Origin of the sequence: Streptomyces geranii, assembly GCF_002954775.1 — a bacterium.
Taxonomy (GTDB): domain Bacteria; phylum Actinomycetota; class Actinomycetes; order Streptomycetales; family Streptomycetaceae; genus Streptomyces; species Streptomyces geranii.
Genome location: NZ_PJME01000022.1, coordinates 18,616 through 41,448, shown reverse-complemented (window position 1 = coordinate 41,448; position 22,833 = coordinate 18,616). Strand labels below are relative to the sequence as shown.

Here is a 22,833-nt window from a genome sequence, read left to right as displayed (position 1 = left end):
GCGAGATTCTCGTTCACCGAGCACGGCACCCCCCTACCGCGTCCCGCTCCGACGGTCGTCGTGGACCCTGAGCCCTCCCCTGAGTCACAGGACGACGTACCGATGCGGGTGAGATGTCTGACGGTATTGACGATTACACCCTTATGGCAAGACCTGGAACGAGCCCTCACCTTTTTATTGGTTTGCCCGTTACGCAACCACTTTGATCGTTCGACAGCTACTTTGATCGATTTCGCGAACGGAGCTGACCCATCCGCTTCAGCGCCCTGTCGGCCGGCTCGAACAGCTCCGGCCGGGACAGCACCACGTTGCGCAGCGCCCGGACCGGAGCGCGCCGCGCCCGGTGTCCGACCGCCACCGGGTGACGTCGCGTCACCCACCCCTCGGACACCATGAGTTCACGGGTCTTCAGGGAGTCCTTGTACTCCTTCTGCCCCCGGCCCAGATCCAGATAGGCGATCCCGTCGGCGGCAGCCGCCTCGGCCATCCGCAGATGCAGGACGAGACCCGGCGAGTACTTCGAGAACGCCGGGTCGTACGCCGGGAACCAGCAGGCCAGTACGCGTTCCGTACGCAGTCCGAAGTGGGCGGCGACCGGCTTCCCGCCGGCGTACAGCACCGAGAGGATGCCCGCGAACGGGTCGGAGCGGGTGTGGAAGAGCTGCTGGACCAGGCCGGTGATCCAGGGGTGCGCGAACCGGTCGCTGCGGCCCGTCCTGCGGTACTGGGCGGACTTCCACGCCATCAGCACGCGCAGCGCCTCGGGGTCCCGCTCGTCGTGCACGTAGCGCACCTCGCCGGCGTCCCGGCCGAGCCTGCGCTCCTTGGCGAGCGTCGTCCGGGTGAACTTGGGCGAGCGCGCCCGGAGTTGGGCGAGATAGGCCTCGTAGCCCTGGTCGACGTCCATCACCGGGGACGGGAAGGTGCCGGAGGCCTCGGCCTCGAACGGCCCCTGGCCCTCCACCAGGTGGTCGAACTCCCACACCGACAGGCCGCAGGCCCGCAGCAACTCCCGCGCGTCCCAGGTGAATCCGGGGCGGTGCACCAGCCCCTGGCAGTCGGAGACGCCGAGCCCGATCGCCCGGCCGACCCCGGCGGCGGATCTCTGGAACGGGAAGAAGGCGGCCGGCTCCCCGCCCTCCCGGAGCACCGCGATGCGTACGCCGCGTCTGCAGCGGCCGACCGCGAGGGCGAACTCCGGGGACAGGAAGGGGTTCGCCAGTTCGGGCGAGCCGTGCAGATGGGCCTTGGCCTGCAGCGCCGTCCAGGCGGCCCGGTCCGCGGCGGTCAGTTCGCCGGGGCGGTACACGGTCAGGGTCACGTCGGAAGTCAGGTTTCGAGCCACGTCACCAGCCACGTCAGGAGGTCCGTCTTCTCGCCGTACGGCCGCGCCGCCGCCGTACCAGAACCAGCAGGAGGATGAGCGAGCTGATCACGGTCACGGCCACGACCCCGCCGCGGACCGACCACTGATGGGTCGCCAGCATGCCCTGGGCGATCAGGAGATCGAGGGCGACCGCCGCCGCCACGGAGGTCACCACGCGGCCGAACGGCTCCAGTTCGCGCAGCGCCGCGCCCACGGCGACCGCCGGTGCGGCGAGGAGGAAGAACAGCGTGAACGGTCCGCGCAGCGGTGAGGCGGTCCCGGTCAGCGCGAGGCCCGCGCCGACGGCCGCGACGGCCGCAGCCACGCCCGCGAGCAGCGGGAACAGGTCCTTGCCCGGCCCTCGCACAGGCGGTTCACCGTCCCCCGGTCCACTGTCGGATGGAGGTGGCTTGATACGTATGGTCTGCATTGGCGACTTTGCCCCCCGACGCGCCGGATGCCGGGCTTCAATGTCGCGCAGGGCGTCGGGCGAGTCAAGATGCGGAACCCGTACGACGCGTTGCCCGCAGGCGTGCGCGATGTTCCCCGGAGGGGAACGAAGGGGGTGACGGACAAGTTCCCCGGAGGCGCCGGCTGCCTCCGGGGAACTGTCGTTCAGATCGGGCGATTCACCTGTGCGGGACGGGTGTTACGGGACGAGCCGCAGGAGGCGGTTCGGGGAACCGGTGCCCGGGCTGGTGACCACACCGGTGGTGGCACCGCCGGTGAGGGCCGTGGCGACCTGGGCCGGGGTGGCCGAGGTGTGGCTCGCGAGGTAGACGGCAGCCGCACCCGCGACGTGCGGGGTGGCCATCGACGTACCGGAGATCGTGTTCGTCGCGGTGTCGCTGGTGTACCAGCCCGCCGTGATCGAGGAACCCGGGGCGAAGATGTCCAGGACCGAGCCGTAGTTCGAGTAGCTCGCGCGGGCGTCCGTGCTGGTGGTGGCGCCGACCGTGATGGCCGCCGCGACCCGCGCGGGGGAGTACGACGAGGCGTTGGCGTTGTTGTTGCCCGCCGCGATCGCGTAGGTGACTCCGCTGGCTATGGAGTTGGCCACGGCCGTGTCGAGCGCGGTGGACGCGCCGCCGCCGAGCGACATGTTGGCGACGGAGGGGCCGCTGTGGTTCGCGGTCACCCAGTCGATGCCCGCGACGACACCGGCCGTGGTGCCGGAACCGGCGTTGTTGAGCACCCGGACCGCCACGATCTTCGCCGCCTTGGCGACACCGTAGGTCGAGCCCGCGATGGTCGTGGCGACGTGCGTGCCGTGGCCGTTGCCGTCCTGCGCGACGTTGTCACCGTCCACCGCGTCGTAGCCGTTGGTGGCCCGACCGCTGATCTGGGAGTGCGTGATGCGGACGCCGGTGTCGATGACGTACGCCGTGACGCCCGCGCCCGCCGTGTCCGGGTAGGTGTACGTGCCGGACAGCGGCAGGGCGGCCTGGTCGATGCGGTCCAGGCCCCAGGGGGCGCTGGTCTGCGTTGCGTCGACGTGCACCGTCTGGTTCTGCTCGACGGAGGCGACCGCGGGGTCGGCGGCGAGTCTGCGGGCCTCGACCGCGGACAGGGTCGCCGTGTAGCCGTTCAGCGCGGTGCTGAACGTCTTCTTCACCGTGCCGCCGTACTCGCTGATCAGACTCTTGCCGGCGCTCGACGCGGCCTTGAGGCCCGCCGTCTTCTTGAGCGTGACGATGTAGCTGTCCTTGACGGCTGTGGGGGAGCCGGCGGCCAGCACCTTGCCCTCGGCGGGTGCCGGGGCGGCCTGGGCGGGAAGGGCGGTGAATCCGCCGACGAGAGCGGCGGCTGCCACGACGGTGGTCGCGGCGGTACGGATCTTCTTGCTGCGCAGTTGTGCCATTACGAGGGAGTCCTCCTCTTAGGCAGCACACGCCTGGATACGGGCGCGTCTGTGGGGGGTGCCCGCACGTGCGGGCACGGCCCGGAGCGTCGCGTTCCGCCCGGGCTGAGGTAAAGACTCGGTCATGCGCGGGAGTTGCTCAAGAGGCTGGACACCTTGTCACACGCATGTCATGAGCACGCAATTCGACGAAACGTGAACGGAGGTGATCCGACCCGTTGGGGGCCGGAAAGTCTTGGCATGGACACTTCCGTTCAACACGCGTAGTTGGTACGAACGTTGTGGCAGAGATCCTGCTAAAGGGAGGTTCCATGAGACGTTCCCGAATTACGGCATACGTGACCTCGCTCCTCCTCGCCACCGGCACCGCCCTCACCGGGGCCACGTCGGCGCAGGCGTCCCAACTCGCCGCCCCCACCGGCTATGTGGCCCTCGGAGACTCCTATTCCTCGGGCGTCGGCTCCGGCAGCTACATCGGCTCAAGCGGCGACTGCAAGCGCAGCACGAAGGCGTACCCGTACCTCTGGGCCGCCGCCCACTCACCCTCCAGCTTCAACTTCACGGCCTGCTCGGGCGCCCGAACGGGTGATGTTCTGGCGAGTCAGCTGACCCCGCTCGGCTCCGCCACCGGCCTCGTCTCGATCAGCGTCGGCGGCAACGACGCGGGCTTCGCCGACGTCATGACGACCTGTGTGCTCCAGTCCGACAGCGCGTGCGTCTCCCGCATCAACACCGCCAAGGCGTACGTCGACTCGACCCTCCCCGGCCAGCTCGACAAGGTCTACGACGCGATCACCTCGCGGGCGCCCGCCGCCCACGTCGTCGTCCTGGGCTACCCCCGCTTCTACAAGCTCGGCCAGACCTGCCTCGGCCTCTCCGAGACCAAGCGGGCCGCCATCAACGGAGCCTCCGACCACCTCAACAACGCGCTCGCCAAGCGGGCCGCCGACCACGGCTTCACCTTCGGTGACGTCAGGAAGCCCTTCACTGGCCACGAGCTCTGCTCCGGCAGCTCCTGGCTGCACAGCCTCAACCTGCTCAACGTCGGCGAGTCCTACCACCCGACGGCCGCCGGCCAGTCGGGCGGTTATCTGCCGGTGTTCACCGGCGCCGCCTGACCGAACGGCCGCTGTCCACTCAGGGCGAAGCGGTGGGAGTGGAGGCCCCGTCCGTCGGGGTCTCCGTCTCCGTCTCGGTCTCACAAGTCACCGAGAACGGCACGGTGTTGGACTTCACGCTCACCGGGTCGCGGACCTCCACCCCGATCGCGTTCTCGATCGTCCCGCTCTCGTCGTACGTCGTCACGAAGACCTTGTTCTGCTTGGTCTTCCCGCCGCCCGCCCCGAACGACAGCGTCCGCCAGCCCTGTTCGGGCGCCTCGCCGGTCTCCGTGACCCACCGGTAGGACACCTGCGCGGGCACATTGCCCACCGTGAAGGTCGCGGTGAACCCGGGCGCCTCGGAATCGGGCGGCGGACAGGCCCCCGAGTACTCGGTGCCCGACCCGACGACCTTGACCTCGACGGTCTGCGCGGGCTTGGACGTCGTACCGCCGTCGTCGCCGCTCGGGGTCTCGCTCGTCTCCTCGTCCCCCGGGTCACTGGGACTGTTCTTCGGTGAACTCCCGGCGTCCGTAGCGCCGTTGCTCTGCTGCGTGCTGCTCCCGGCCCCCGCGCTGTCGTCGTTCCCGCCGCCGTTGCCGTTCAGCAGGGCGTACGTCAGTCCGGCCAGCGCCAGCGCGACCGCGACGAGGCCCGCCACCAGGACGATCCCCGCGCGCCGGTTGCGGTCCGGTCCGGCCGGGCGGCCGGTGGCGTACGTGTCCGACGGGGACGGCACCGGCCGGGTCGCCGCCGTGGGCACGGGAGTCGGCTGCGGAGGCGTCGCGGGCGACTGCGGGAAGCCCGCGATCGTCGGTGTGTACGGGGGAGGCTGGACGGCGTCCGTACGCAGGGTGCCCCCGGCGCCGACGATCCGCAGATCGTGCTCGGCCTGCTCGGCGGCGATGCGCTGGGCCGGGTCCTTGCGCAGCAGCCCCTCGATCACCGGCGTCAGCGGCCCCGCCCGCAGCGGCGGCGGCAACTCCTCGTCCACGATGGCCCGCAGGGTGCTCAGCGGGGTGTCCTGACGGAAGGGGGAGTTGCCCTCCACCGCCGCGTACAGCAGCACGCCCAGCGACCACAGGTCCGACTCGGGACCCGGCGTGCGCCCCAACGCCCGCTCGGGCGCCAGGAATTCGGGTGAGCCGATGACCTCGCCGGTCATGGTGAGGGCCGAACTGCCCTCGACGGTCGCGATCCCGAAGTCGGTGAGCACGACCCGGCCGTCGTTGGACAGCAGCACGTTGGCCGGTTTCACGTCCCGGTGCAGCACCCCGGCCTCGTGCGCCGCCCGCAGCGCCGCGAGCACCTCGGCGCCGATGTGCGCGGCCCGCTGCGGCGACAGCGGACCCTCGGCGTCCAACTGGTCCGCGAGCGAGATGCCCCGGACCACCTCCATGACGATCCAGGGCCGGCCCTCTTCGCTGGCCACGTCGTACACCGTCACGACGTTCCGGTTCGAGACCCGGGCGGCTGCCCAGGCCTCGCGCTCCAGCCTGGCGTACATCCGTTCGACCTCGGAGGTCGGCAGCCCGTGGGGGGCGCGCACCTCCTTGACGGCGACCTCGCGGTGCAGCACCTCGTCCCGGGCCAGCCACACCGTGCCCATACCGCCCTCGCCGAGCGGCGAGAGCAGCCGGTAGCGGCCCGCGATCACACGTTCACTGCCCGGTTCTTCGGACACGGGAGCACCCCCATCGCAGCCGCGCGTTCACTGGATTCCGTCTCACCGGACGTCTATACCGCACGCCGGTTTTCCGCACACCGCCTGATTTCTTCCCAAAAGTAGCTCAGCCGATCGCCGCTGCCGCCCCCTTGAGCACCAATCCGGCCCCGAGCGCCACCACGAGGAACGCGGACGCCAGCGGCGCGGTACGCCGCAGCAGCGCGACCACCGGGCCACCGGCCAGCCCCGGCCGCCGGTCCAGCAGCCGGTTCGCCCCGCTGCCGAGCTTCACGACGAGGAACCCGGCACCCGTGAGGGTGAGCGCGAGCCCGACGCCGTACGCCAGCACGAGCATGAACCCGAACCAGGCCTTGCCCAGCGCGGCGGCCCCCACGAGGACGACCACGGCGGACGGACTCGGCACCAGCCCACCGGCGAACCCGAGCAGGATCGTGCCCCGCACGGTCGGCGCCACCTCGTGCGTGTGGGTGAAGCCGCCGTGGGTGTGTTCGAGGGTGGTGTGCTTGTGCTTGCGGTCGTGGGAGTGATCGTGATCGTGCGAGTGGTCGTGATCGTGCTCGTGCTCGTGCGCGGCGGTGGGGGCGTGCGTGTGGGCGTGGGCGCGTACGGGAGCGGTGTCCGTGTCCGTGTGGGCCGCGTGGGCGAGGACCAGTTCGCGCTGCGGAGCCTTGTCGGCGACGTGGGTGTGGCTGTGGGGGTGCTCGTGGTCGTGATCGTGCGCATGGTCGTGATCGTGACTGTGGTCGTGGTCATGACCGTGGTCGTGGTCGTGGTCGTGGCCGTGCGGATGGGGGTGCGGGTGCGGCTCGTGGTGCATGCGCTCGTGGGCGCGGTGGCGCCAGGCGCGGCGTACGAGGGTCAGGCCCGCGCCCGTCACCAGCAGGCCGCTCGCCACGCCCAGCCAGGCGATCACCGAGGGCGCCGCCGCCGAACCGGCCGTCACCAGCAGGCCCAGGGCGACCACGCCGAGGGTGTGGGTGACCGTCACCGACGCTGCCAGCGGCATGACGTCGCGCAGGCGGGCCTTGCCGCCCCGGGCGGCTGCCGTGGCCGCCATCAGGGTCTTGCCGTGGCCCGGGGCGAGGGCGTGCATCGCGCCGAGGAAGACCGCGATGACCAGGGCCAGCGCGGCGAAACCGAACGTCAGGTCGTGCCGGGAGACGAGGTTGTCCAGCGCCCGCGTCCAGCGGTCGGCGCCGCGCGGCAGCACGGAGGAGGCCGGGGCGTCGCCCTCGCCGCTCGCGCTCTCGGAGAGGGCCGGGCCGCCCGGGCTCACCTGGAGGGCGGCGGTCGCGGTGTCGGCCGGGGAGGAGAGCAACTCCTGCGGATAGCTGGTCAGTTCACCGGAGATCGACTTCTCCGGTACGTCGGACTCGGCGAGCGTCATCCGGTCGCCGCGCGCGGTGATCTCCCGCCAACCGGGCCCGGACTCGGTGCCCGCGCTGTGGAAGCCGAGGCCGACGGTGTCCCCCTCGGTGACCCCGGGGAGTTCGGCGGTGAGCGCGCACTCGACGCGCAGGGTGTCGAGGCCGGCCTGACCGGGCCGCACGCTCGCCTTGGCGCTGCCGACGGTGAGGGTGACCGCGCGCCCGGCGACGGTGACCTTGCTGCCCTGCGCGGCGGTCGCACACCGCTGCCCGGCCCAGTCGGTCAGGCCCTGCTTCTCGATGTCGGGCTTGGCCTGGGTCGCCGGGATCTCGGCGAGGTCCTCGACATGGGCGACCCGCAGCTGTCCCGGGGCGACGACGAGACCGTCGTACCGGTTGACGGTGAAGTTGCCGAGGGGATGCGCGCTCGCGGCGCCTGCGGGAACGACCACGAGCGCACAGGCGCCCGCGAACACGGCGGCGCCTGCGGCGGCCACACGACGGGGCATCACTTCGCCGCCTCCAGGGACTTGAGAGCCGTACGCGCCTTCCGGGCGCCCAACGGGGAGAAACCGGGGTTGAGTTCGAGGGCGGCGGAGAGCGAGGCGCGGGCTTCCTTCGCGTTGCCCGTGGCCTGCTCGATCATGCCGCGGTGGTAGAGGAAGGAGGCGTTGCGGTAGCCGGTCGCGGTGGCGCGGCGGGCGTACGGCAGGGCCTCCTCGTCCTTGCCGTTGACGTGCAGGGCCCACGCGAGGGCGTCGGCGGTGTGCACGGTCTCCCGGCGGTCCCACTCGGCGCGAGCCGCGCGCAGCGCCGACTTCCTGTCGCCGTGGTCGGCGGCGGCGAGCGCGGTGTCCAGGTCGGCGTTGACGCCGTTGGCGCGGGCGATCGCCGTCCAGGCGTTGACGAGGGCGTACTGGTCGCGGGCCTTCGCCAAGTCGCCGTCGCCGCCCCGGACTTCGTACAGCTCACCGAGTTCGACGAGCGGGCCGGGCAGCGGATAGCGGGAGACGAGTTCCTCCATGCCCTTGACGGCACCGGCCAGGTCGCCGCTCGCGTACTGGGCGCGGGAGCGGCCTTCGAGGGCGGGCAGGTAGTTGTCGTCGGCGGCGAGGGCGCGGGCGTAGTACTCCAGGGCGGACTCGTACTCGCCCTGGTTCCAGGCGAGTTGGCCGAGCGCGGTGGCGACGTAGGCGATGTCCCCGCGCGAGGTGGCGGAGCCGAGCGCCCGCTCCAGCACGTTCCGCGCGGTGGTCACGTCGCCGCGCAGCTCGCGCACGTACGCGTACCGCGTGAAGACCGGCACCCCGGGCCGCCGGTCGTCGGCCACGTCGGCGGCCTTCGACGCCTCGGCGTAGCGCCCGAGTTCGACCAGGGCGTCGATACGGCTGGACAGCGCGCGCTCGCTGTAGGGGTTCTGCGCGAGGGCCTGGTCCGCGTACTTCAGCGCACCGGGAAAGTCATGGCGGGCGGCGGCGAGGGCGGCGCGCCCGGCGAGGGCGGAGTCGTTGTCGGGCCGCAGTTCGAGCGAGCGTGCCAGGGCCTCCTGCGCCTGCGGGTACCGGGAGGGGTCGCCCTTGGTGCGGGCCTGCTCGACATAGGCGAGCCCGAGCGTGGCCCAGCTGCCGAAGTCCTTTGGCTGGCTGCGGAGATGGGCCTGAAGAGAGGTGATGCTCGCTTCGAGGTCCCCGCTGGCGAGCAGCGCGGGCGACATCGCGGCCGGCGCGGACGAGACGGCGGCGGTGGCGCCCCCGTCCCGAACGGCCCCGAGCACGACGGCCCCGGCGGTGAACGCCACCGCCAACGCGGCTGCACAGGCCCCGAGTTGCAGAGCCCGCCAGCGCCGGGACGCCTCGCCGACCCGCCGGACGGCGGCGACACGTTCGTCGGTGGGGGAGGAGACGGTCTCGGGGTCGGTCTCGGGGTCGGGGGCCGCCTGGTCGGCGGAGCCGCTCGGCGCGTGCCCGGCCGTCTCGCTGCCCACGCCCTCGGGTGTGGACTCGGGAGCGACGGGCGTTTCACCGGTGCTGGACGCGACTTCGGCCTCCGGCAACTCGCGGATCTCCGGCGCGACTTCGGCCGCCGGGGTCTGCTGCTCTGCGCCGGCTGCGGAGAGGTCCTCGGAGCCCTGCTCGGACTCGTCCTGCTCGGAGCTGTGCTCCTCGGGGTCCGGCACGGATCGGAGCGCGCGCGGGCGTTCGGCGTCCGGCCCGGCAGGAGCCGTATCGCCCGCCGGGGGCTTCTGCACCGCGCCGGACGCGGAAAGGTCTGTGGAGTTCTGCTCGGCGTCCCCCGTGGGAGCGTCGGCCGACGGGGCACTGCCCGGTGCGGCTGCGTCCGTGCCGCCCGGGCCGCCGGGGGCCGGTGCGCTGTCGTTCGTACGCGGGGGCATGCCCTCTCCTCAGGTCGTTCAGGCGGTTGATCGGCGGATCAACCGCTGTGGTGCGGGGGCGGCGCGGCCCGCGCCGTGGGGGATGGATACGAGCGGGCCGCGCCAGTAAGGGGGTGGGAACCGAGCGGTCAGTACGCCCGGTTGCCCATGTTCCGGCGCCACCAGACGACACCGGCGGTGATGAGGAGGAAGCCGGCCGCACCGGCCGCCGCCGAACCGGCGATCAGCATGGTGTCGGTGCCACCGGAGGTACCGGCGGGCTGCAGCGCGTCACCGAGCTGGCTGCGGACGTCGTTCGTACCGGTCGTGCCCTTGGCGAGCGGACCGCGCGAACCCTCGGTCGGGAGAGCGACGTACGGGAAGTAGTTCTCGAACTTCTTGTCGTTCTTGTCGACCGCGTCGCCCAAGTCGTTCTTCGCGCCGAGCAGTTCACCCTCGACGACCTGGAGCGAGACGTCGATGACGTCGTCCGTCAGGCGGCGGCCGTTCGGGAAGCCCGCGTTGTCACCGTCGAGGACACCGAGCCGCTTGGGGCTCTTGGCCGGGGCGATCGAGGTGTTGAGGCGCAGTTCCTCGGCCGGCGTCACGTGCGGCGGCTGGTTGAGGCCCTCGACACCCTTGAGGAAGACGTCCACGAGGTCGTTGCGCGGCTCCTTGGGAGCCGGGATCTTGTAGATCGCCTCGATGAGCTTCGGCAGCTCGGGGTTGGTCACGTTCTTCAGGAACTGCGCGTCGTCCCACGGCGAGGACGCGTTGAACTTGTCCTTGTCCTTGATGGGGTTGACGACCTCGTTGACCAGCGGCATGCCCAGTCGCGAGACCTGCTTGTACTCACCCTTGGCGTTCTCGCGCTGCGTCGTCGACCAGATGCCGACGATCGGCTGCTTCGACGACTCCACGATCATGTGCGTCGGCACCTGGAGCGCGATCGAGTTGACGTTGTAGCCCTTGAGCGTGTCGTTGCCGACCTCGGAGAGGTTCCCGCCGTACAGCAGGTCGAAGACGCGCAGGTCCAGGAAGAACGGGTCGTCGGCCTGGCCGGCGAACGTCGTCGAACCGTTCGTCAGCTTGTGGATGGCCTGGTCGCGCAGCTTCTTGTAGTCCGGCATCGACGCCTTGCCGACGTTGGACGGAGCGACCGGCACGTCGTCGGCGATCTTCGTCTTCGACTGGACGTACTGGTTCTTGAGCTTGATCAGCTCGATGTCGTACGTCTGCGTGATGTTGAGGTCCTTGTCGTCCAGGCTCTCCACCGCGCCGGTGTTGTACAGGAACGTCTTCTTGTTCTTCACGTGCGTCTTGAAGGTGTAGCGGAAGAGTAGTTCGCCCTGGGCGTCGCCGTTGTTGTCGATGTGGATGTCGTACTGGGCGTCCTCGGCGAACTGGTAGAAGTTCGGCCCGCCGGCGGGCTCCTCGAAGGGGATCCAGTTGGCGACGATCGTCGTCGTGTCGGGCTTGTCCGGGCTGACGAACGCGTACACGTCCGTGTTGTCGTACTGAGGCGTCCCCGAGATGAGCGGAGCCTCCCGGTGACTGGAGGCGGAGGCCGCCCCCGGTATGAGCGCGGTGACGCCGGCGGCTGCGAGCCCACCGGCGGCCAGCGCACCACAAATGAGGGTCGCGATGCTCCTGCGTCGCGCGCCACCCTTGGAGATGGTTGTCGTCATGCCGTCCGTCCTCACCGTGTCAACTTGCCTGACGACGGGGATTCGGAGCCCTCCCGGATGCGGATTGGTCAAACCTGAAAACTTTCTTGAAGGATTTCTCGACGACGTTTAAAGGACGTTTGGCGCAGGTTTGACGGATCTTTGGCGGATCCTCGTCGCCGAACGACCCGCGTTTCGGGGCCTCGTGATCCGTACCCATCCGGAGGCGCGCTCGCTACGAATGCCTAAGGTGACGGTGAGGACAAGCGTGTTGGAGCGGGGAGGGGCCGTGTGCGGCCGTAGAGAGGGGACGCGGGTGGGAGCGGACGAGCTTCTGGTACTCGTGGCCGGGGGCGACCAGAAGGCTTTCGAAGAGCTGTACGGGATCGTGTCCGGACCGGTGTTCGGTTTGGTCAGGCGCGTGGTGCGGGACCCGGCGCAGTCGGAGGAGGTGTCCCAGGAGGTACTGCTCGAACTCTGGCGGTCCGCCCCCCGGTTCGACCCCAGGAAGGGCAGCGCCCTGTCCTGGATACTCACGCTCGCGCACCGCCGCGCCGTCGACCGGGTGCGCAGCGCCCGCGCGGCCGGGGAGCGCGAGCAGCGCGAGGCCCAGCGGTCCCACCGCCCCGCCTTCGACCACGTGGCCGAGGAGGTCGAGGCCGGCCTCGAACGCGAATGGGTACGCCGCTGCCTGGACCGGCTGACCACCCTCCAGCGCCAGTCCGTGACCCTCGCCTACTACGAGGGCTATACGTACCGTGAGGTGGCGGAGCGGCTCTCGCTGCCGCTGGGCACGGTGAAGACGAGGATGCGCGACGGACTGACCCGGCTGCGCGAATGCCTGGGAGGTGTCGCATGAGCGTGCTCGGCAGACTGTTCCGCCGCGAGGATCTCCACTCGCTCGCCGCCCCCTACGCCCTCGACGCCCTGGAGCCGGACGAGCGGCGCCGCTTCGAGAAGCACCTCGCGGGCTGCGACTCCTGTGCCACCGAGGTGCGTCTGCTCTCCGAGGACACGGTCCGGCTGGCCTGGTCCACGGCCGCGCCGCCGCCGTTCGCGATGCGCGACCGGGTCCTGTCCGCCGTACGCGCGACCCCGCAGGAGTCCCTCGGGCAGTCCCCGGCGTACGCCCCCGGCCGCGCCGCCGAGGCGCCCCGCCGCAAGAGCCATCAGCTGCCGGCGCACGTGTGGGGCACCGAGCCGCCACCGCCGGTCCGCCGTGCGCCCCGCATGCGCCCCATGTTCGCCCCGTTCGCCACCGTCACGGCCGCGGCGGCCCTCGTCGTCGCCGCGTTGTTCGCCGTGCAGAACACGCAGACCCAGGACAAGTTGGACACCGCGCAGGCCCAGGCACGTGAGATTGCCGACGTCCTGGCCGCCCCCGACGCCCTGGCGACCGCCGACCGGGACGCGCGCGGCCAGGGAATCACCGCCATCGCCTCCGCGTCCGAGGGGCGCGCGGTGGTGACCCTCAGTGGATACGAGGAGCTGCCGAGCGACCGCGTGCGCCAACTGTGGCTCATGCGCCCTGATGTGCAACCGCGCTCCCTGGGACTCTTCAAGAGCGACACGCCCTTGGTCGTGGCCGGTCTCGACAAGTCGGCCACATCACTCGCTGTGACCGTTGAACCCGATGGGGGCTCAGAACAGCCCACCAGTGCACCAGTTGTCCAACTCGCCCTGGAATCGGTTGGATTCGGAGAGTAATCGTCAACACCCTTGTGGGGAAGGTGAATCCTGTGACTGCGATACACGCATGCCCCGAGGGAGCGATAGGGTTAACCTGCCCGGGCCGGGTGGACTCGTACGGGTGGGGAGTGACATGGAACAGATAACGATGCACAGCAGGGCGCGCGTCCCTGCGATCACGTGCGGGAGTACCGCCACGAAGGCGCGTCTCGACCGCCATCTCTCGGTGTTGTCGGGGCCCGCGGTCCCGCAGCGCGAGACGGCGGAGGCGACCTCGCTGATGCGCGAACTCACCTCACGGGACACCGTGAAGCAGCGCAGCGACCTCGGCACACGCGTGAGCCGTCTCTCGCTCTTCGCCCCGCTGCGCCGGCTGAGCCGCACCTTGTTCGGCGGACGCTGACCGGCACGGACCGCAGGCACCGGACCGGACCGGCGTCCCCAGCCGTTCACCGTCTCCGGCACCAGCCACGTCGGTCACCGTCGCAGTTCGGTCGACCGCTCGCCGTCCACGTCGGGCACGCCGTCCACAGTCCACTGTCCGTCCGTAGTCCGGTAGTTCCTTCCTGACCCGCGCTCAGGCGGCCACACCGTCCCGGCGCAGTGCTGCGATCTCCTCGTCCGTCATCCCCACGGCACGCAGTACCGCATCGGTGTGCTCCCCGAGCGCGGGCACAGCTCCCATCCGCGCCTCGTCCCCGCCCGGCAGCGTGATCGGGGGTAGCAGTGCGCGCAACGGCCCCACCGGCGACCCCACTTCCCGCCACCGGTCCCGAGCCGCGAACTGCGGATGCTCCACCACGTCCTGTACGTCCCTCAGCCGCGCGCAGGCGATCCCGGCCCCCTCCAGCCGCGCGACGGCGTCGTCGACGTCGAGCGCGCCCAGGGCGCGGCCGACATGGGCGTCGGTCGACTCCCGGTTACCGACCCGCGCCGAGTTCGTCGCGAACGCCGGATCGGTTGCCAACTCCGGGCGCCCCAGCACCTGTTCGGCCAGTCGCCGCCACTCACGGTCGTTCTGCACGGACAGCAGCACCCGCCCGCCGTCCCTCGTGCCGTAGGCGTCGTACGGGGCGATGACGGCGTGCGCGAGGCCGGTGCGCGCCGGGGGTGTGCCGTCGTGCATCGCGTGGTGAAGCGGATGCCCCATCCACTCGGCGAGCGCGTCGAGCATCGACACCTCGACGGGCCCGCCCCGCCCGGTGACCCCCCTGCGCACCAGGGCCGCGAGCACCCCCGAGAACGCGTACATCCCGGCCGCGATGTCCGCCGCCGGGATCCCCGCCTTCACCGGCTGCTCGGGCGTCCCGGTCACCGACACGAGCCCCGCCTCGCACTGCACGAGCATGTCGTACGCCCGCTTGCCCGCGTACGGTCCGGTCGGCCCGTACCCCGAGATGTCCACGGCGACGAGGCGGGGGTGGGCGGCGCAGAGGGTGGCGGCGTCGAGACCCAGTCGGGCGGCGGCGCCGTGGGCGAGGTTCTGCACGAACACGTCGACGCCGGCGACGAGTCGCCGCACGACGTCAAGCCCCCGAGGGTCCTTGACGTCGAGGGCGAGGGACTCCTTCCCCCGGTTGCACCACACGAAGTGCGAGGCGAGCCCGTGGGCGGCGGTGTCGTACGCGCGAGCGAAGTCGCCCCCGTCGACCCGCTCGATCTTGACGACACGGGCACCGAGATCGGCGAGCTGCCGGGTGGCGAAGGGGGCGGCGACGGCTTGTTCGAGGGTGAGGACGGTGAGGCCGTGGAGGGGGAGGGGGTGGGGGTGGGGGTGGGCCAGGGATTCCATGCGAGCGATCATGCCGTTTCCTCGCCCCCGCCGCCCCTACCCGTTCCCATCCCTGGGGGCTGCGCCCCCAGACCCCCGCTTATCGCGCTGAACGCGCTCGTCCTCAAACGCCGGACGGGCTAAGTAGTCAGCCCGTCCGGCGTTTGAGGACGAGGCCGTCAAGGCCGATCAACCCCCCACCCACCCCAGCCTTACCCACTCACCCCCAGGGATGGGACGGGTAGGGGCGGCAGGGGCGAGGAAAAGGGCACCTACCCTGCACCGCCCCCGCCCCGCCGCCGGAGGCACTACCGTTCCCCCATGAGGCTGCGACCATGACCGGCATCGGCCCCGTCGAACCCGTCAACTCACCGGACGGGCAAGAGACTTACGAAGTCATCGGTGCCGACACACCGCGCCTCGCCGAACAGTGGCGAGCCCTGCCCCGGCGGGTCCGCCGGGCCGTGCTCGGAGCCGTCGTGCTCGGCCTCTCGGCCGCCGGGATCGTCGCGCTGCTGCCCGCCGAGCCGGACGCTCCGGCGCCCGCGCACAACACCCTCACCCCCATGCCCTGGCCCGCGAGCGTCACCACGTTCCGGTACACCGGGCTCGCCGCCACCTTCGCCTCCACCCCCGCCAGTGGCCTGTTCCGGTTCGCGGTGACCGTACACAGCGGACCGCCCGTCACCCTGCGCGTCAACGGCGCCGCCTTCGACGGACTCACCGCCCGCATCTCACCCACCGAGACAGTCACCGTCAACGCCGGGACCACCCGCCGGATCACCGTCCAGGTGTCCGTGGTCGACTGCGCGGCCCTCCCCCTCGACGCAGACCTACCATTTCTTGACGTAACGCTGCGTAACACGCGCGCAATACAGCATCACAGCTTCATCTTCGGCGGGGCCTACCCGGAGGACCTTTTCCAGCTCATCGGAGCCGCCTGCGACCCGATGCCCGCGCGGCCAAGCCCAAGGGCAACTGGAAGTGCACATTCTCAAAATGTGGACCGTTGACAGTTTTGGCCAAACAGTCCGAAACCGCACTCCCCCAAGCCATACCAACCAGCACGTCATAACAAGAAAGTCACAAGCCAGCCCACGCGGATGCCCCCGCGCGTAGACCGGGCTTAGAGTCACGGCCAGTCACCGCTCCACCGGGAGTTCGGTACCAGCGCCGCATCCGTCGCATCCCCCAGGGACGACACGCCTGCGGAAAGGACTGATTGTGCGACAGCGTTCTTTGGTGATCCTTACCTCCATTCTCACCACCGGAGCTCTGACCCTCACCGCGTGCGGCTCCCGTGACGACAGCGGCGACGGCGGCGGCGACAGTGGGGACACCACCCTGACCATCGGCGTCGACGCGCCCCTGTCCGGTGAGAACTCGACCACCGGCCTCGGCATCCAGTACGGCGTACAGATCGCCGTCGACGACGCCAACAAGAACAACCTGGTCCCCGGGGTGAAGTTCAAGGTCAAGGCCCTCGACGACAAGGCCCAGCCCGCCACCGGCCAGTCCAACGCCACGGCCCTCGTCGGCGACAAGAACGTCGTCGGCGTCGTCGGCCCCCTGAACTCCGGCGTCGCCCAGACGATGCAGCAGGTGTTCGAGTCGGCCAACATGGTCGAGATCTCCCCGTCCAACACCAACCCCACCCTGACCCTGGGCAAGGACTGGCAGACCAACAAGCAGCGCCCGTACAAGACGTACTTCCGTACGGCCACCACGGACGAGCTGCAGGGCACCTTCGCCGCCGAGTACGCGTACAACGACCTCAAGAAGAAGAAGGCCTTCGTCGTAGACGACAAGCAGACCTACGGCGCCGGCCTCGCCTCCATCTTCAACGAGCAGTTCAAGGGTCTGGGCGGCGCCATCGCCGGCACCGACCACGTGAACACCGGCGACAAGGACTTCGCGTCCCTTGTCACCAAGATCAAGACCTCCGGCGCCGACCTGCTCTACTACGGCGGCCAGTACGACGAGTCCGCGCTGATCACCAAGCAGCTCAAGGACGCCGGCGTCAAGATCCCGCTCTTCGGCGGTGACGGCATGTACGCCACCACCTACATCGAGACCGCGGGTGCCGCCGCCGAGGGCGACCTCGTCACCTCCGTCGGTGTCCCCGTCGACACCCTGGCCGGCGCCAAGGCCTTCGTCGCCGAGTACAAGGCCAAGGGCTACAAGGGTGACTACGGCGCCTACGGCGGTTACTCCTACGACGCCGCCACCGCCATCATCAAGGCCGTCGGCGCCGTGAAGGCCGCCAACGACGACAAGCTGCCCGACACCAACGACCTGCGCGCCAAGGTCGTCGACGCCGTCCAGAAGTCCGACTTCGAGGGCATCACCGGCAAGGTCTCCTTCGACGAGTACGGCGACACGGGCAACAAGCAGCTCACCGTCTACCAGGTCGTGAAGGGCGCCTGGAAGTCTGTCCACACCGGTACGGCCGGCAGCTGAACCGGCTGAGCGCCTAACCGGCTGATCCAAGCCCAAGCACACACGCACCACGGGCCGCGCGGCAGGAGGACCCCGACCGCGCGGCCCGTTGCCACATCCCCACCCCCACCCCCGGCACGCATCCAGTGCACACGACCACCAGCGACATGGAGGCCACGCGGTGAACACCCTGCCGCAGCAGCTGGCCAACGGGCTGCTCCTCGGCTCGATGTACGGGCTGATCGCCATCGGCTACACGATGGTGTACGGCATCGTCCAGCTCATCAACTTCGCGCACGGCGAGATCTTCATGACCGGGGCCTTCGGCGCCCTCACGGTCTACTTCTACGTCCTCCCCGACAACACCGCGATGATCGTCGCGGTGCCCCTGATGCTGATCGGCGGCGCCCTCGTCGCGATCCTCATCGCCGTCGGAGCGGAACGATTCGCCTATCGGCCACTACGCGGAGCACCACGACTGGCACCGCTCATCACGGCCATCGGCCTCTCCCTGGCCCTCCAGGAGGTCGTCCGCAACTTCTACCCCGACGCCGACCGGGCCCGCGCCTTCCCCGGCCTCGACGCCACCCACGACATCGGCTCCGTCACCATCAAGGACGCCGACATCTTCCTCGTCGTGGCGGCCATCGTCTGCATGTCCGGCCTCGCGCTCTTCGTCCGCCGCAGCCGCACCGGCCGCGCGATGCAGGCCACCGCGCAGGACCCCGACACCGCGCAGCTGATGGGCATCGACACCAACCGCATCATCGTCATCGCCTTCGCCATCGGCGGCTTCTTCGCCGCCGTCGCAGCGGTCGCGTACGGCCTGAAGTACGGCAACGTCGACTACCGCATGGGCTTCCTGATGGGCCTCAAGGCCTTCACCGCGGCCGTCCTCGGCGGCATCGGCAACATCTACGGCGCCATGCTCGGCGGCATCGTCCTCGGCGTCGCCGAGACCCTCGCCTCCGCCTACATCGACGGCATCCCCGGCATGCAGCAGCTCGGCGGCCAGGGCTGGGCCAACGTCTGGGCCTTCTGTCTCCTCATCATCGTCCTGCTCGTCAGGCCACAAGGTCTGCTCGGCGAACGCGTCGCGGACAGGGCGTGATCACGATGACCGACCTCACCAAGACGACCGCCGCCGAGCCGGGCCTCATCCCCCTGCCGGCCGCCGCGGCCCGCGCCCTCACCCTCGTCGGCGGCATCGCCACCGCGGTCTCCGCCTTCCTCGCCTGGACCTGGACCTCCGAGTTCCCCGGCGACCTCACCATCACCGGCTACCCGGGCGGCCTCCAGTGGCTCACCTTCACCGGTGGCCTCCTGATCACCCTCTTCGCCCTGGCCGCCTACGGCATCCGCGGCCTCGGCTGGCTCGTCCCCGGCGGCAACAACGGCCCCATCGTCCTCACCGCCCTGGGCACCTTCGGCACCACCTGGTTCACCGTCGTCGCGATCGCCGTCAACCTCGACGGCCTCGTCAACCTCGAACCGGGCGCCTACGTCGCCGCCGTCGCCTCCCTCCTCACGGTCATCGGCGCCTTCGCGCTGCCCACCACGGCCGGCGAGACCCGCAACGCCAAGGCCGCCTACGACGCGGGCCTGCGCAAGGGCGGCATCGCCTCCCAGAGCCGTGTCGTCATCGCGACCCTCAAGGGCTTCGCCGCCTACATCGGCAAGCCCGACCGCGTCCCCGCACCGGGACCCCTCGCCCCCTGGGCCGAGCGCGTGGTCATCACCGTCGTCACGATGATCGGCCTGGGCGTCTTCACCTACGGCATCGACACCGAGTACGGCGAGCTGTTCATCGGCTACCTCATCCTCGTCGTCTTCGCCATGTGGGCCGTGCACTCCGCGGGCCTGATCGACCGCTTCTCCCGGCTCGTCGCCCACCACCGCGGCTTCACGCTCGCCATGGGCTTCGCCGCCGCCATCCTCTTCCCCTTCACCCAGACCGACGACCACTACGCCAACATCGGCGTCAACATCCTGATCTTCGGGACCGTCGCCCTGGGCCTCAACATCGTCGTCGGCCTCGCCGGCCTCCTCGACCTCGGATACGTCGCCTTCCTCGGCGTCGGCGCCTACACCGCAGCCCTCGTCTCCGGCTCCGAGTTCTCCAAGTTCTCCGGCGTCCAGTTCCCCTTCTGGGCCGCCGCCCTCTCCGGCGCCGCCGCCTCGCTCATCTTCGGCGTCCTCATCGGCGCCCCGACCCTGCGGCTGCGCGGCGACTACCTCGCCATCGTCACCCTCGGCTTCGGAGAGATCTTCCGTATCGCGGTCAACAACATGGACGGCGTCTCGGGCCCCGACATCACCAACGGCCCCAACGGCATCCCCTCCATCCCGGACCTCGACTTCTTCGGGTTCAACTTCGGCGACTCCCACGACGTCGCCGGGTTCACCCTGGGCCGGTTCGCGAACTACTACCTCCTCATGGTCCTGATCATGGCGATCGTGGTCCTCGTCTACACCCGCGCCGCCGACTCCCGGATCGGCCGCTCCTGGATCGCCATCCGCGAGGACGAGACCGCCGCCACCGCCATGGGCATCAACGGCTTCCGCGTCAAGCTCATCGCCTTCGCCCTCGGCGCCGCCCTCGCCGGCCTCGCCGGCACCGTCAGCGCCCACGTCACCTACAGCGTCGTACCCACCCCGTACCAGTTCGCCGGCTCCACGCCCCCCAACTCGGCGTTCCTGCTGGCCGCGGTGGTCCTCGGCGGCATGGGCACGGTCGCGGGCCCGCTCCTCGGCGCGGCGCTGCTCTACCTCCTGCCGGAGAAGCTGGTCTTCCTCCAGGACAAGTCGCTGCTCGCGTTCGGCATCGCCCTGATCGTCCTCATGCGCTTCCGCCCCGAGGGCATCATCGCCAACCGCCGCAACCAGCTCGAATTCCACGAGACCGGCCAGCTCGACGTACCCGACACAGAAACACTCGCCGACGATCCGGCCGTCACCAAGGCGGGGGCGTAACCACCATGACCACAAGCACACCCACCCCCGTACTCGAAGCGCGCAACGTCACCATGCGCTTCGGCGGCCTCACCGCCGTCCGCTCCGTCGACTTCACGGTCAACGCCGGTGAGATCGTCGGACTGATCGGCCCCAACGGCGCCGGCAAGACGACCTTCTTCAACTGCCTCACCGGCCTGTACGTCCCCACCGAGGGCACGGTCTCCTACAAGGGAACCGTCCTGCCCCCGAAGCCCCACCTGGTCACCCAGGCCGGCATCGCCCGTACGTTCCAGAACATCCGGCTCTTCGCCAACATGACCGTCCTGGAGAACGTCCTCGTCGGCCGCCACACCCGCACCAAGGAAGGCCTCTGGTCCGCCCTGCTGCGCGGCCCCGGCTTCAAGAAGGCGGAGAAGGCCAGCGAGGAACGGGCCATGGAACTCCTGGAGTTCATCGGCCTCGCCCACAAGCGCGACCACCTCTCGCGCAACCTCCCCTACGGCGAGCAGCGCAAGCTGGAGATCGCGCGCGCCCTGGCCTCCGAGCCGGGCCTGATCCTCCTCGACGAACCGACCGCCGGCATGAACCCCCAGGAGACTCGGGCCACCGAGGAACTGGTGTTCGCCATCCGCGACAAGGGCGTCGCCGTCCTCCTCATCGAGCACGACATGCGCTTCGTCTTCAACCTCTCCGACCGCGTCGCCGTCCTCGTCCAGGGCGAGAAGCTCGTCGAGGGCACCTCCGAGGTCGTCCAGGCCGACGAACGCGTCATCGCCGCCTACCTCGGCGAGCCCTTCGAAGGAGCCCCCGGCGAAGCGGAAGCCGCAGAGGTCGAGGCCGCCGAAGCCGCGGCCGACGCGACAGGCACAACCAGCACCACCAGCACGAAGGGAGAAGGCCAGTGACCGCACTCCTCGAAGTCGAGGACCTCAGGGTCTCCTACGGCAAGATCGAAGCCGTCAAGGGCATCTCCTTCAGCGTCGAGGCAGGCCAGGTCGTCACCCTCATCGGCACCAACGGCGCCGGCAAGACCACGACGCTGCGCACCCTGTCGGGCCTGCTCCAGCCCACCGCCGGCAAGATCCTGTTCGACGGCAAGCCCCTCAACGGCGTCCCCGCCCACAAGATCGTCTCCCTCGGCCTCGCCCACTCCCCCGAGGGCCGGCACATCTTCCCGCGCCTGAGCATCTTCGAGAACCTGCAGCTCGGAGCGTTTCTGCGGAAGGACAAGGAGGGGATCGAGAAGGACATCCAGCGCGCCTACGAACTCTTCCCGATCCTGGGCGAACGCCGCAACCAGGCCGCCGGCACCCTCTCGGGCGGCGAGCAGCAGATGCTCGCGATGGGCCGCGCCCTGATGTCCCAGCCGAAGCTCCTCATGCTCGACGAGCCCTCGATGGGCCTCTCCCCGATCATGATGCAGAAGATCATGGCAACGATCTCCGAGCTGAAATCGACAGGTACGACAATCCTCCTGGTCGAACAGAACGCCCAGGCGGCACTGTCGCTGGCCGACCAGGGCCATGTCATGGAGGTCGGCAACATCGTCCTCTCGGGCACGGGCCAGGACCTGATCCACGACGAGTCGGTCCGCAAGGCGTACCTCGGCGAGGACTGAGGACGCCGACACCCTGTGTGTACGACGAGGCCCGCACCCCCAATCGGGGATGCGGGCCTCGTCGTACTCCCGTCCTCTTGGGCTGTGTCAGCCCTTGGCGGCCTTCTTCTCCTCGGCGTCGGCGATGACGGCCTCGGCGACCTGCTGCATGGACATCCGCCGGTCCATCGAGGTCTTCTGGATCCACCGGAAGGCGGCGGGCTCGGTCAGGCCGTACTCCGTCTGGAGAACCGACTTGGCACGGTCGACCAGCTTGCGGGTCTCCAGCCGCTGCGTGAGGTCCGCGATCTCGCTCTCCAGCTGGCGCAGCTCGCTGAACCGCGAGACGGCCATCTCGATCGCGGGTACGACGTCGCTCTTGCTGAACGGCTTCACGAGGTACGCCATGGCGCCGGCGTCGCGGGCGCGTTCGACGAGGTCGCGCTGTGAGAAGGCGGTCAGCATCAGGACCGGGGCGATGGACTCCTCGGCGATCTTCTCGGCCGCCGAGATGCCGTCGAGCTTGGGCATCTTCACATCGAGGATGACGAGATCGGGCCGGTGCTTGCGCGCCAGCTCCACGGCCTCCTCACCGTCACCGGCCTCACCGACGACGGTGTAGCCCTCTTCTTCGAGCATCTCCTTGAGATCGAGCCGGATGAGCGCCTCGTCCTCGGCAATGACGACACGGGTCGTCAGCGGAGGCACGTGCGACTTGTCGTCGTCGGGCGCGTCTGCGGGCTGGGGCGACTCGGGGGCGGTCACGGGGGCTCCTTGATCAGGGCAGGGGTACTGCTGACAGCAGCGTACCTAGCTGCACCTTCCTACGGTGACCCGGTACACTCCTTCGTAGCTCGCCAACCAGCCCGGTTGGAGGAATTGGCGATACTCGCGGTGCTCAAACCACCGTGCCTTAGGGCATGTGGGTTCGAATCCCACACCGGGCACTTGGAAGCGGAGGTT

General features: G+C 70.0%; 19 protein-coding genes and 1 tRNA gene. 11 read left to right on the top strand and 9 right to left on the bottom strand.

Annotated elements, in window-relative coordinates:
- Window positions 1–217: 217 nt before the first annotated feature.
- The 3 genes from CW359_RS26530 to CW359_RS26520 form a co-directional block, all read right to left on the bottom strand.
- Window positions 218–1,321: a GNAT family N-acetyltransferase gene (locus tag CW359_RS26530; RefSeq protein ID WP_105972654.1), complete on the bottom strand. Its 1,104-nt coding sequence runs from the start codon at window positions 1,319–1,321 to the stop codon at window positions 218–220.
- A gap of 37 nt (window positions 1,322–1,358) precedes the next feature.
- Window positions 1,359–1,733, bottom strand: coding sequence for a hypothetical protein (locus CW359_RS26525; RefSeq protein ID WP_232838603.1), 375 nt, complete (start codon window positions 1,731–1,733; stop codon window positions 1,359–1,361).
- Window positions 1,734–2,015: 282 nt separating this feature from the next.
- A complete protein-coding gene (locus tag CW359_RS26520) occupies window positions 2,016–3,227 on the bottom strand; it encodes a S8 family peptidase (protein ID WP_105972652.1) in 1,212 nt (403 codons plus the stop codon).
- A 311-nt stretch (window positions 3,228–3,538) separates the two neighbouring features.
- On the opposite strand from CW359_RS26520, the gene CW359_RS26515 reads away from it, so the two are divergent.
- Window positions 3,539–4,345, top strand: a complete 807-nt coding sequence (locus CW359_RS26515; RefSeq protein WP_105972651.1) for an SGNH/GDSL hydrolase family protein — start codon at window positions 3,539–3,541, stop codon at window positions 4,343–4,345.
- Between the two features lie 19 nt (window positions 4,346–4,364).
- On the opposite strand, the gene CW359_RS26510 is transcribed toward CW359_RS26515, so the two are convergent.
- The 4 genes from CW359_RS26510 to CW359_RS26495 all read right to left on the bottom strand — a co-directional run bounded on the left by CW359_RS26510 (window position 4,365) and on the right by CW359_RS26495 (window position 11,440).
- Window positions 4,365–6,011 (bottom strand): serine/threonine-protein kinase, encoded by a 1,647-nt coding sequence (locus CW359_RS26510; protein ID WP_198655396.1) that lies wholly within the window; start codon window positions 6,009–6,011, stop codon window positions 4,365–4,367.
- Window positions 6,012–6,117: 106 nt separating this feature from the next.
- The gene (locus CW359_RS26505; RefSeq protein ID WP_105972650.1) at window positions 6,118–7,890 is read right to left on the bottom strand and encodes an urease accessory protein UreH domain-containing protein; all 1,773 of its coding nucleotides are present in this window, start codon (window positions 7,888–7,890) and stop codon (window positions 6,118–6,120) included.
- Complete coding sequence (locus CW359_RS26500; protein WP_105972649.1) at window positions 7,890–9,773, bottom strand: tetratricopeptide repeat protein; 1,884 nt, start codon at window positions 9,771–9,773, stop codon at window positions 7,890–7,892. Before CW359_RS26500 ends, CW359_RS26505 begins: the two co-directional genes overlap by 1 nt.
- A gap of 128 nt (window positions 9,774–9,901) precedes the next feature.
- Window positions 9,902–11,440 (bottom strand): DUF4331 domain-containing protein, encoded by a 1,539-nt coding sequence (locus CW359_RS26495; protein ID WP_105972648.1) that lies wholly within the window; start codon window positions 11,438–11,440, stop codon window positions 9,902–9,904.
- Window positions 11,441–11,735: 295 nt separating this feature from the next.
- Between CW359_RS26495 and CW359_RS26490 the strand changes: the two genes are divergently transcribed.
- The 3 genes from CW359_RS26490 (at window position 11,736) to CW359_RS26480 (ending at window position 13,511) form a co-directional block, all read left to right on the top strand.
- Window positions 11,736–12,278 carry a sigma-70 family RNA polymerase sigma factor gene (locus CW359_RS26490; protein WP_105972647.1) on the top strand — a complete coding sequence of 181 codons (543 nt, stop codon included), beginning with the start codon at window positions 11,736–11,738 and terminating at the stop codon, window positions 12,276–12,278.
- Entirely contained in the window at window positions 12,275–13,126 is an 852-nt protein-coding gene (locus tag CW359_RS26485; RefSeq protein WP_105972646.1) for an anti-sigma factor, read from the top strand. The genes CW359_RS26490 and CW359_RS26485 overlap by 4 nt, the downstream gene beginning before the upstream one ends.
- Before the next feature lie 115 nt (window positions 13,127–13,241).
- Window positions 13,242–13,511, top strand: a complete 270-nt coding sequence (locus CW359_RS26480) for a hypothetical protein (protein ID WP_105972645.1) — start codon at window positions 13,242–13,244, stop codon at window positions 13,509–13,511.
- Window positions 13,512–13,685: 174 nt separating this feature from the next.
- Here the strand turns inward: CW359_RS26480 and CW359_RS26475 are convergent, their stop codons facing one another.
- Window positions 13,686–14,912, bottom strand: a complete 1,227-nt coding sequence (locus CW359_RS26475; RefSeq protein WP_198655395.1) for a CaiB/BaiF CoA transferase family protein — start codon at window positions 14,910–14,912, stop codon at window positions 13,686–13,688.
- A gap of 302 nt (window positions 14,913–15,214) precedes the next feature.
- On the opposite strand from CW359_RS26475, the gene CW359_RS26470 reads away from it, so the two are divergent.
- The 6 genes from CW359_RS26470 (at window position 15,215) to CW359_RS26445 (ending at window position 21,891) form a co-directional block, all read left to right on the top strand.
- On the top strand, window positions 15,215–15,892 hold the full coding sequence (locus CW359_RS26470) for a hypothetical protein (protein WP_105972644.1): 678 nt from the start codon (window positions 15,215–15,217) through the stop codon (window positions 15,890–15,892).
- 226 nt (window positions 15,893–16,118) lie between these two features.
- Window positions 16,119–17,339 (top strand): branched-chain amino acid ABC transporter substrate-binding protein, encoded by a 1,221-nt coding sequence (locus CW359_RS26465; protein WP_105972643.1) that lies wholly within the window; start codon window positions 16,119–16,121, stop codon window positions 17,337–17,339.
- A 160-nt stretch (window positions 17,340–17,499) separates the two neighbouring features.
- The gene (locus tag CW359_RS26460) at window positions 17,500–18,429 is read left to right on the top strand and encodes a branched-chain amino acid ABC transporter permease (RefSeq protein ID WP_105972642.1); all 930 of its coding nucleotides are present in this window, start codon (window positions 17,500–17,502) and stop codon (window positions 18,427–18,429) included.
- A 5-nt stretch (window positions 18,430–18,434) separates the two neighbouring features.
- A complete protein-coding gene (locus CW359_RS26455; protein WP_105972746.1) occupies window positions 18,435–20,291 on the top strand; it encodes a branched-chain amino acid ABC transporter permease in 1,857 nt (618 codons plus the stop codon).
- A 5-nt stretch (window positions 20,292–20,296) separates the two neighbouring features.
- Window positions 20,297–21,178 carry an ABC transporter ATP-binding protein gene (locus CW359_RS26450; protein ID WP_105972641.1) on the top strand — a complete coding sequence of 294 codons (882 nt, stop codon included), beginning with the start codon at window positions 20,297–20,299 and terminating at the stop codon, window positions 21,176–21,178.
- The gene (locus CW359_RS26445) at window positions 21,175–21,891 is read left to right on the top strand and encodes an ABC transporter ATP-binding protein (RefSeq protein ID WP_105972640.1); all 717 of its coding nucleotides are present in this window, start codon (window positions 21,175–21,177) and stop codon (window positions 21,889–21,891) included. The genes CW359_RS26450 and CW359_RS26445 overlap by 4 nt, the downstream gene beginning before the upstream one ends.
- A gap of 87 nt (window positions 21,892–21,978) precedes the next feature.
- Here CW359_RS26445 and CW359_RS26440 read toward each other — a convergent pair whose 3' ends face one another.
- Window positions 21,979–22,635 carry an ANTAR domain-containing response regulator gene (locus CW359_RS26440; protein ID WP_105972639.1) on the bottom strand — a complete coding sequence of 219 codons (657 nt, stop codon included), beginning with the start codon at window positions 22,633–22,635 and terminating at the stop codon, window positions 21,979–21,981.
- Window positions 22,636–22,734: 99 nt separating this feature from the next.
- Here CW359_RS26440 and CW359_RS26435 point away from each other — a divergent pair.
- Window positions 22,735–22,817: transfer RNA gene (locus tag CW359_RS26435), tRNA-Leu, on the top strand.
- The last annotated feature ends 16 nt before the right edge of the window (window positions 22,818–22,833 follow it).

What these genes read in the sequence shown, in the direction of transcription:
- CW359_RS26520 (WP_105972652.1), bottom strand. Translation starts at nt 3,227, where the DNA reads ATGGCACAACTGCGCAGCAAGAAGATCCGTACCGCCGCGACCACCGTC.
- CW359_RS26515 (WP_105972651.1), top strand. Translation starts at nt 3,539, where the DNA reads ATGAGACGTTCCCGAATTACGGCATACGTGACCTCGCTCCTCCTCGCC.
- CW359_RS26505 (WP_105972650.1), bottom strand. Translation starts at nt 7,890, where the DNA reads ATGCCCCGTCGTGTGGCCGCCGCAGGCGCCGCCGTGTTCGCGGGCGCC.
- CW359_RS26500 (WP_105972649.1), bottom strand. Translation starts at nt 9,773, where the DNA reads ATGCCCCCGCGTACGAACGACAGCGCACCGGCCCCCGGCGGCCCGGGC.
- CW359_RS26495 (WP_105972648.1), bottom strand. Translation starts at nt 11,440, where the DNA reads ATGACGACAACCATCTCCAAGGGTGGCGCGCGACGCAGGAGCATCGCG.
- CW359_RS26485 (WP_105972646.1), top strand. Translation starts at nt 12,275, where the DNA reads ATGAGCGTGCTCGGCAGACTGTTCCGCCGCGAGGATCTCCACTCGCTC.
- CW359_RS26480 (WP_105972645.1), top strand. Translation starts at nt 13,242, where the DNA reads ATGGAACAGATAACGATGCACAGCAGGGCGCGCGTCCCTGCGATCACG.
- CW359_RS26475 (WP_198655395.1), bottom strand. Translation starts at nt 14,912, where the DNA reads ATGATCGCTCGCATGGAATCCCTGGCCCACCCCCACCCCCACCCCCTC.
- CW359_RS26470 (WP_105972644.1), top strand. Translation starts at nt 15,215, where the DNA reads ATGACCGGCATCGGCCCCGTCGAACCCGTCAACTCACCGGACGGGCAA.
- CW359_RS26455 (WP_105972746.1), top strand. Translation starts at nt 18,435, where the DNA reads ATGACCGACCTCACCAAGACGACCGCCGCCGAGCCGGGCCTCATCCCC.
- CW359_RS26450 (WP_105972641.1), top strand. Translation starts at nt 20,297, where the DNA reads ATGACCACAAGCACACCCACCCCCGTACTCGAAGCGCGCAACGTCACC.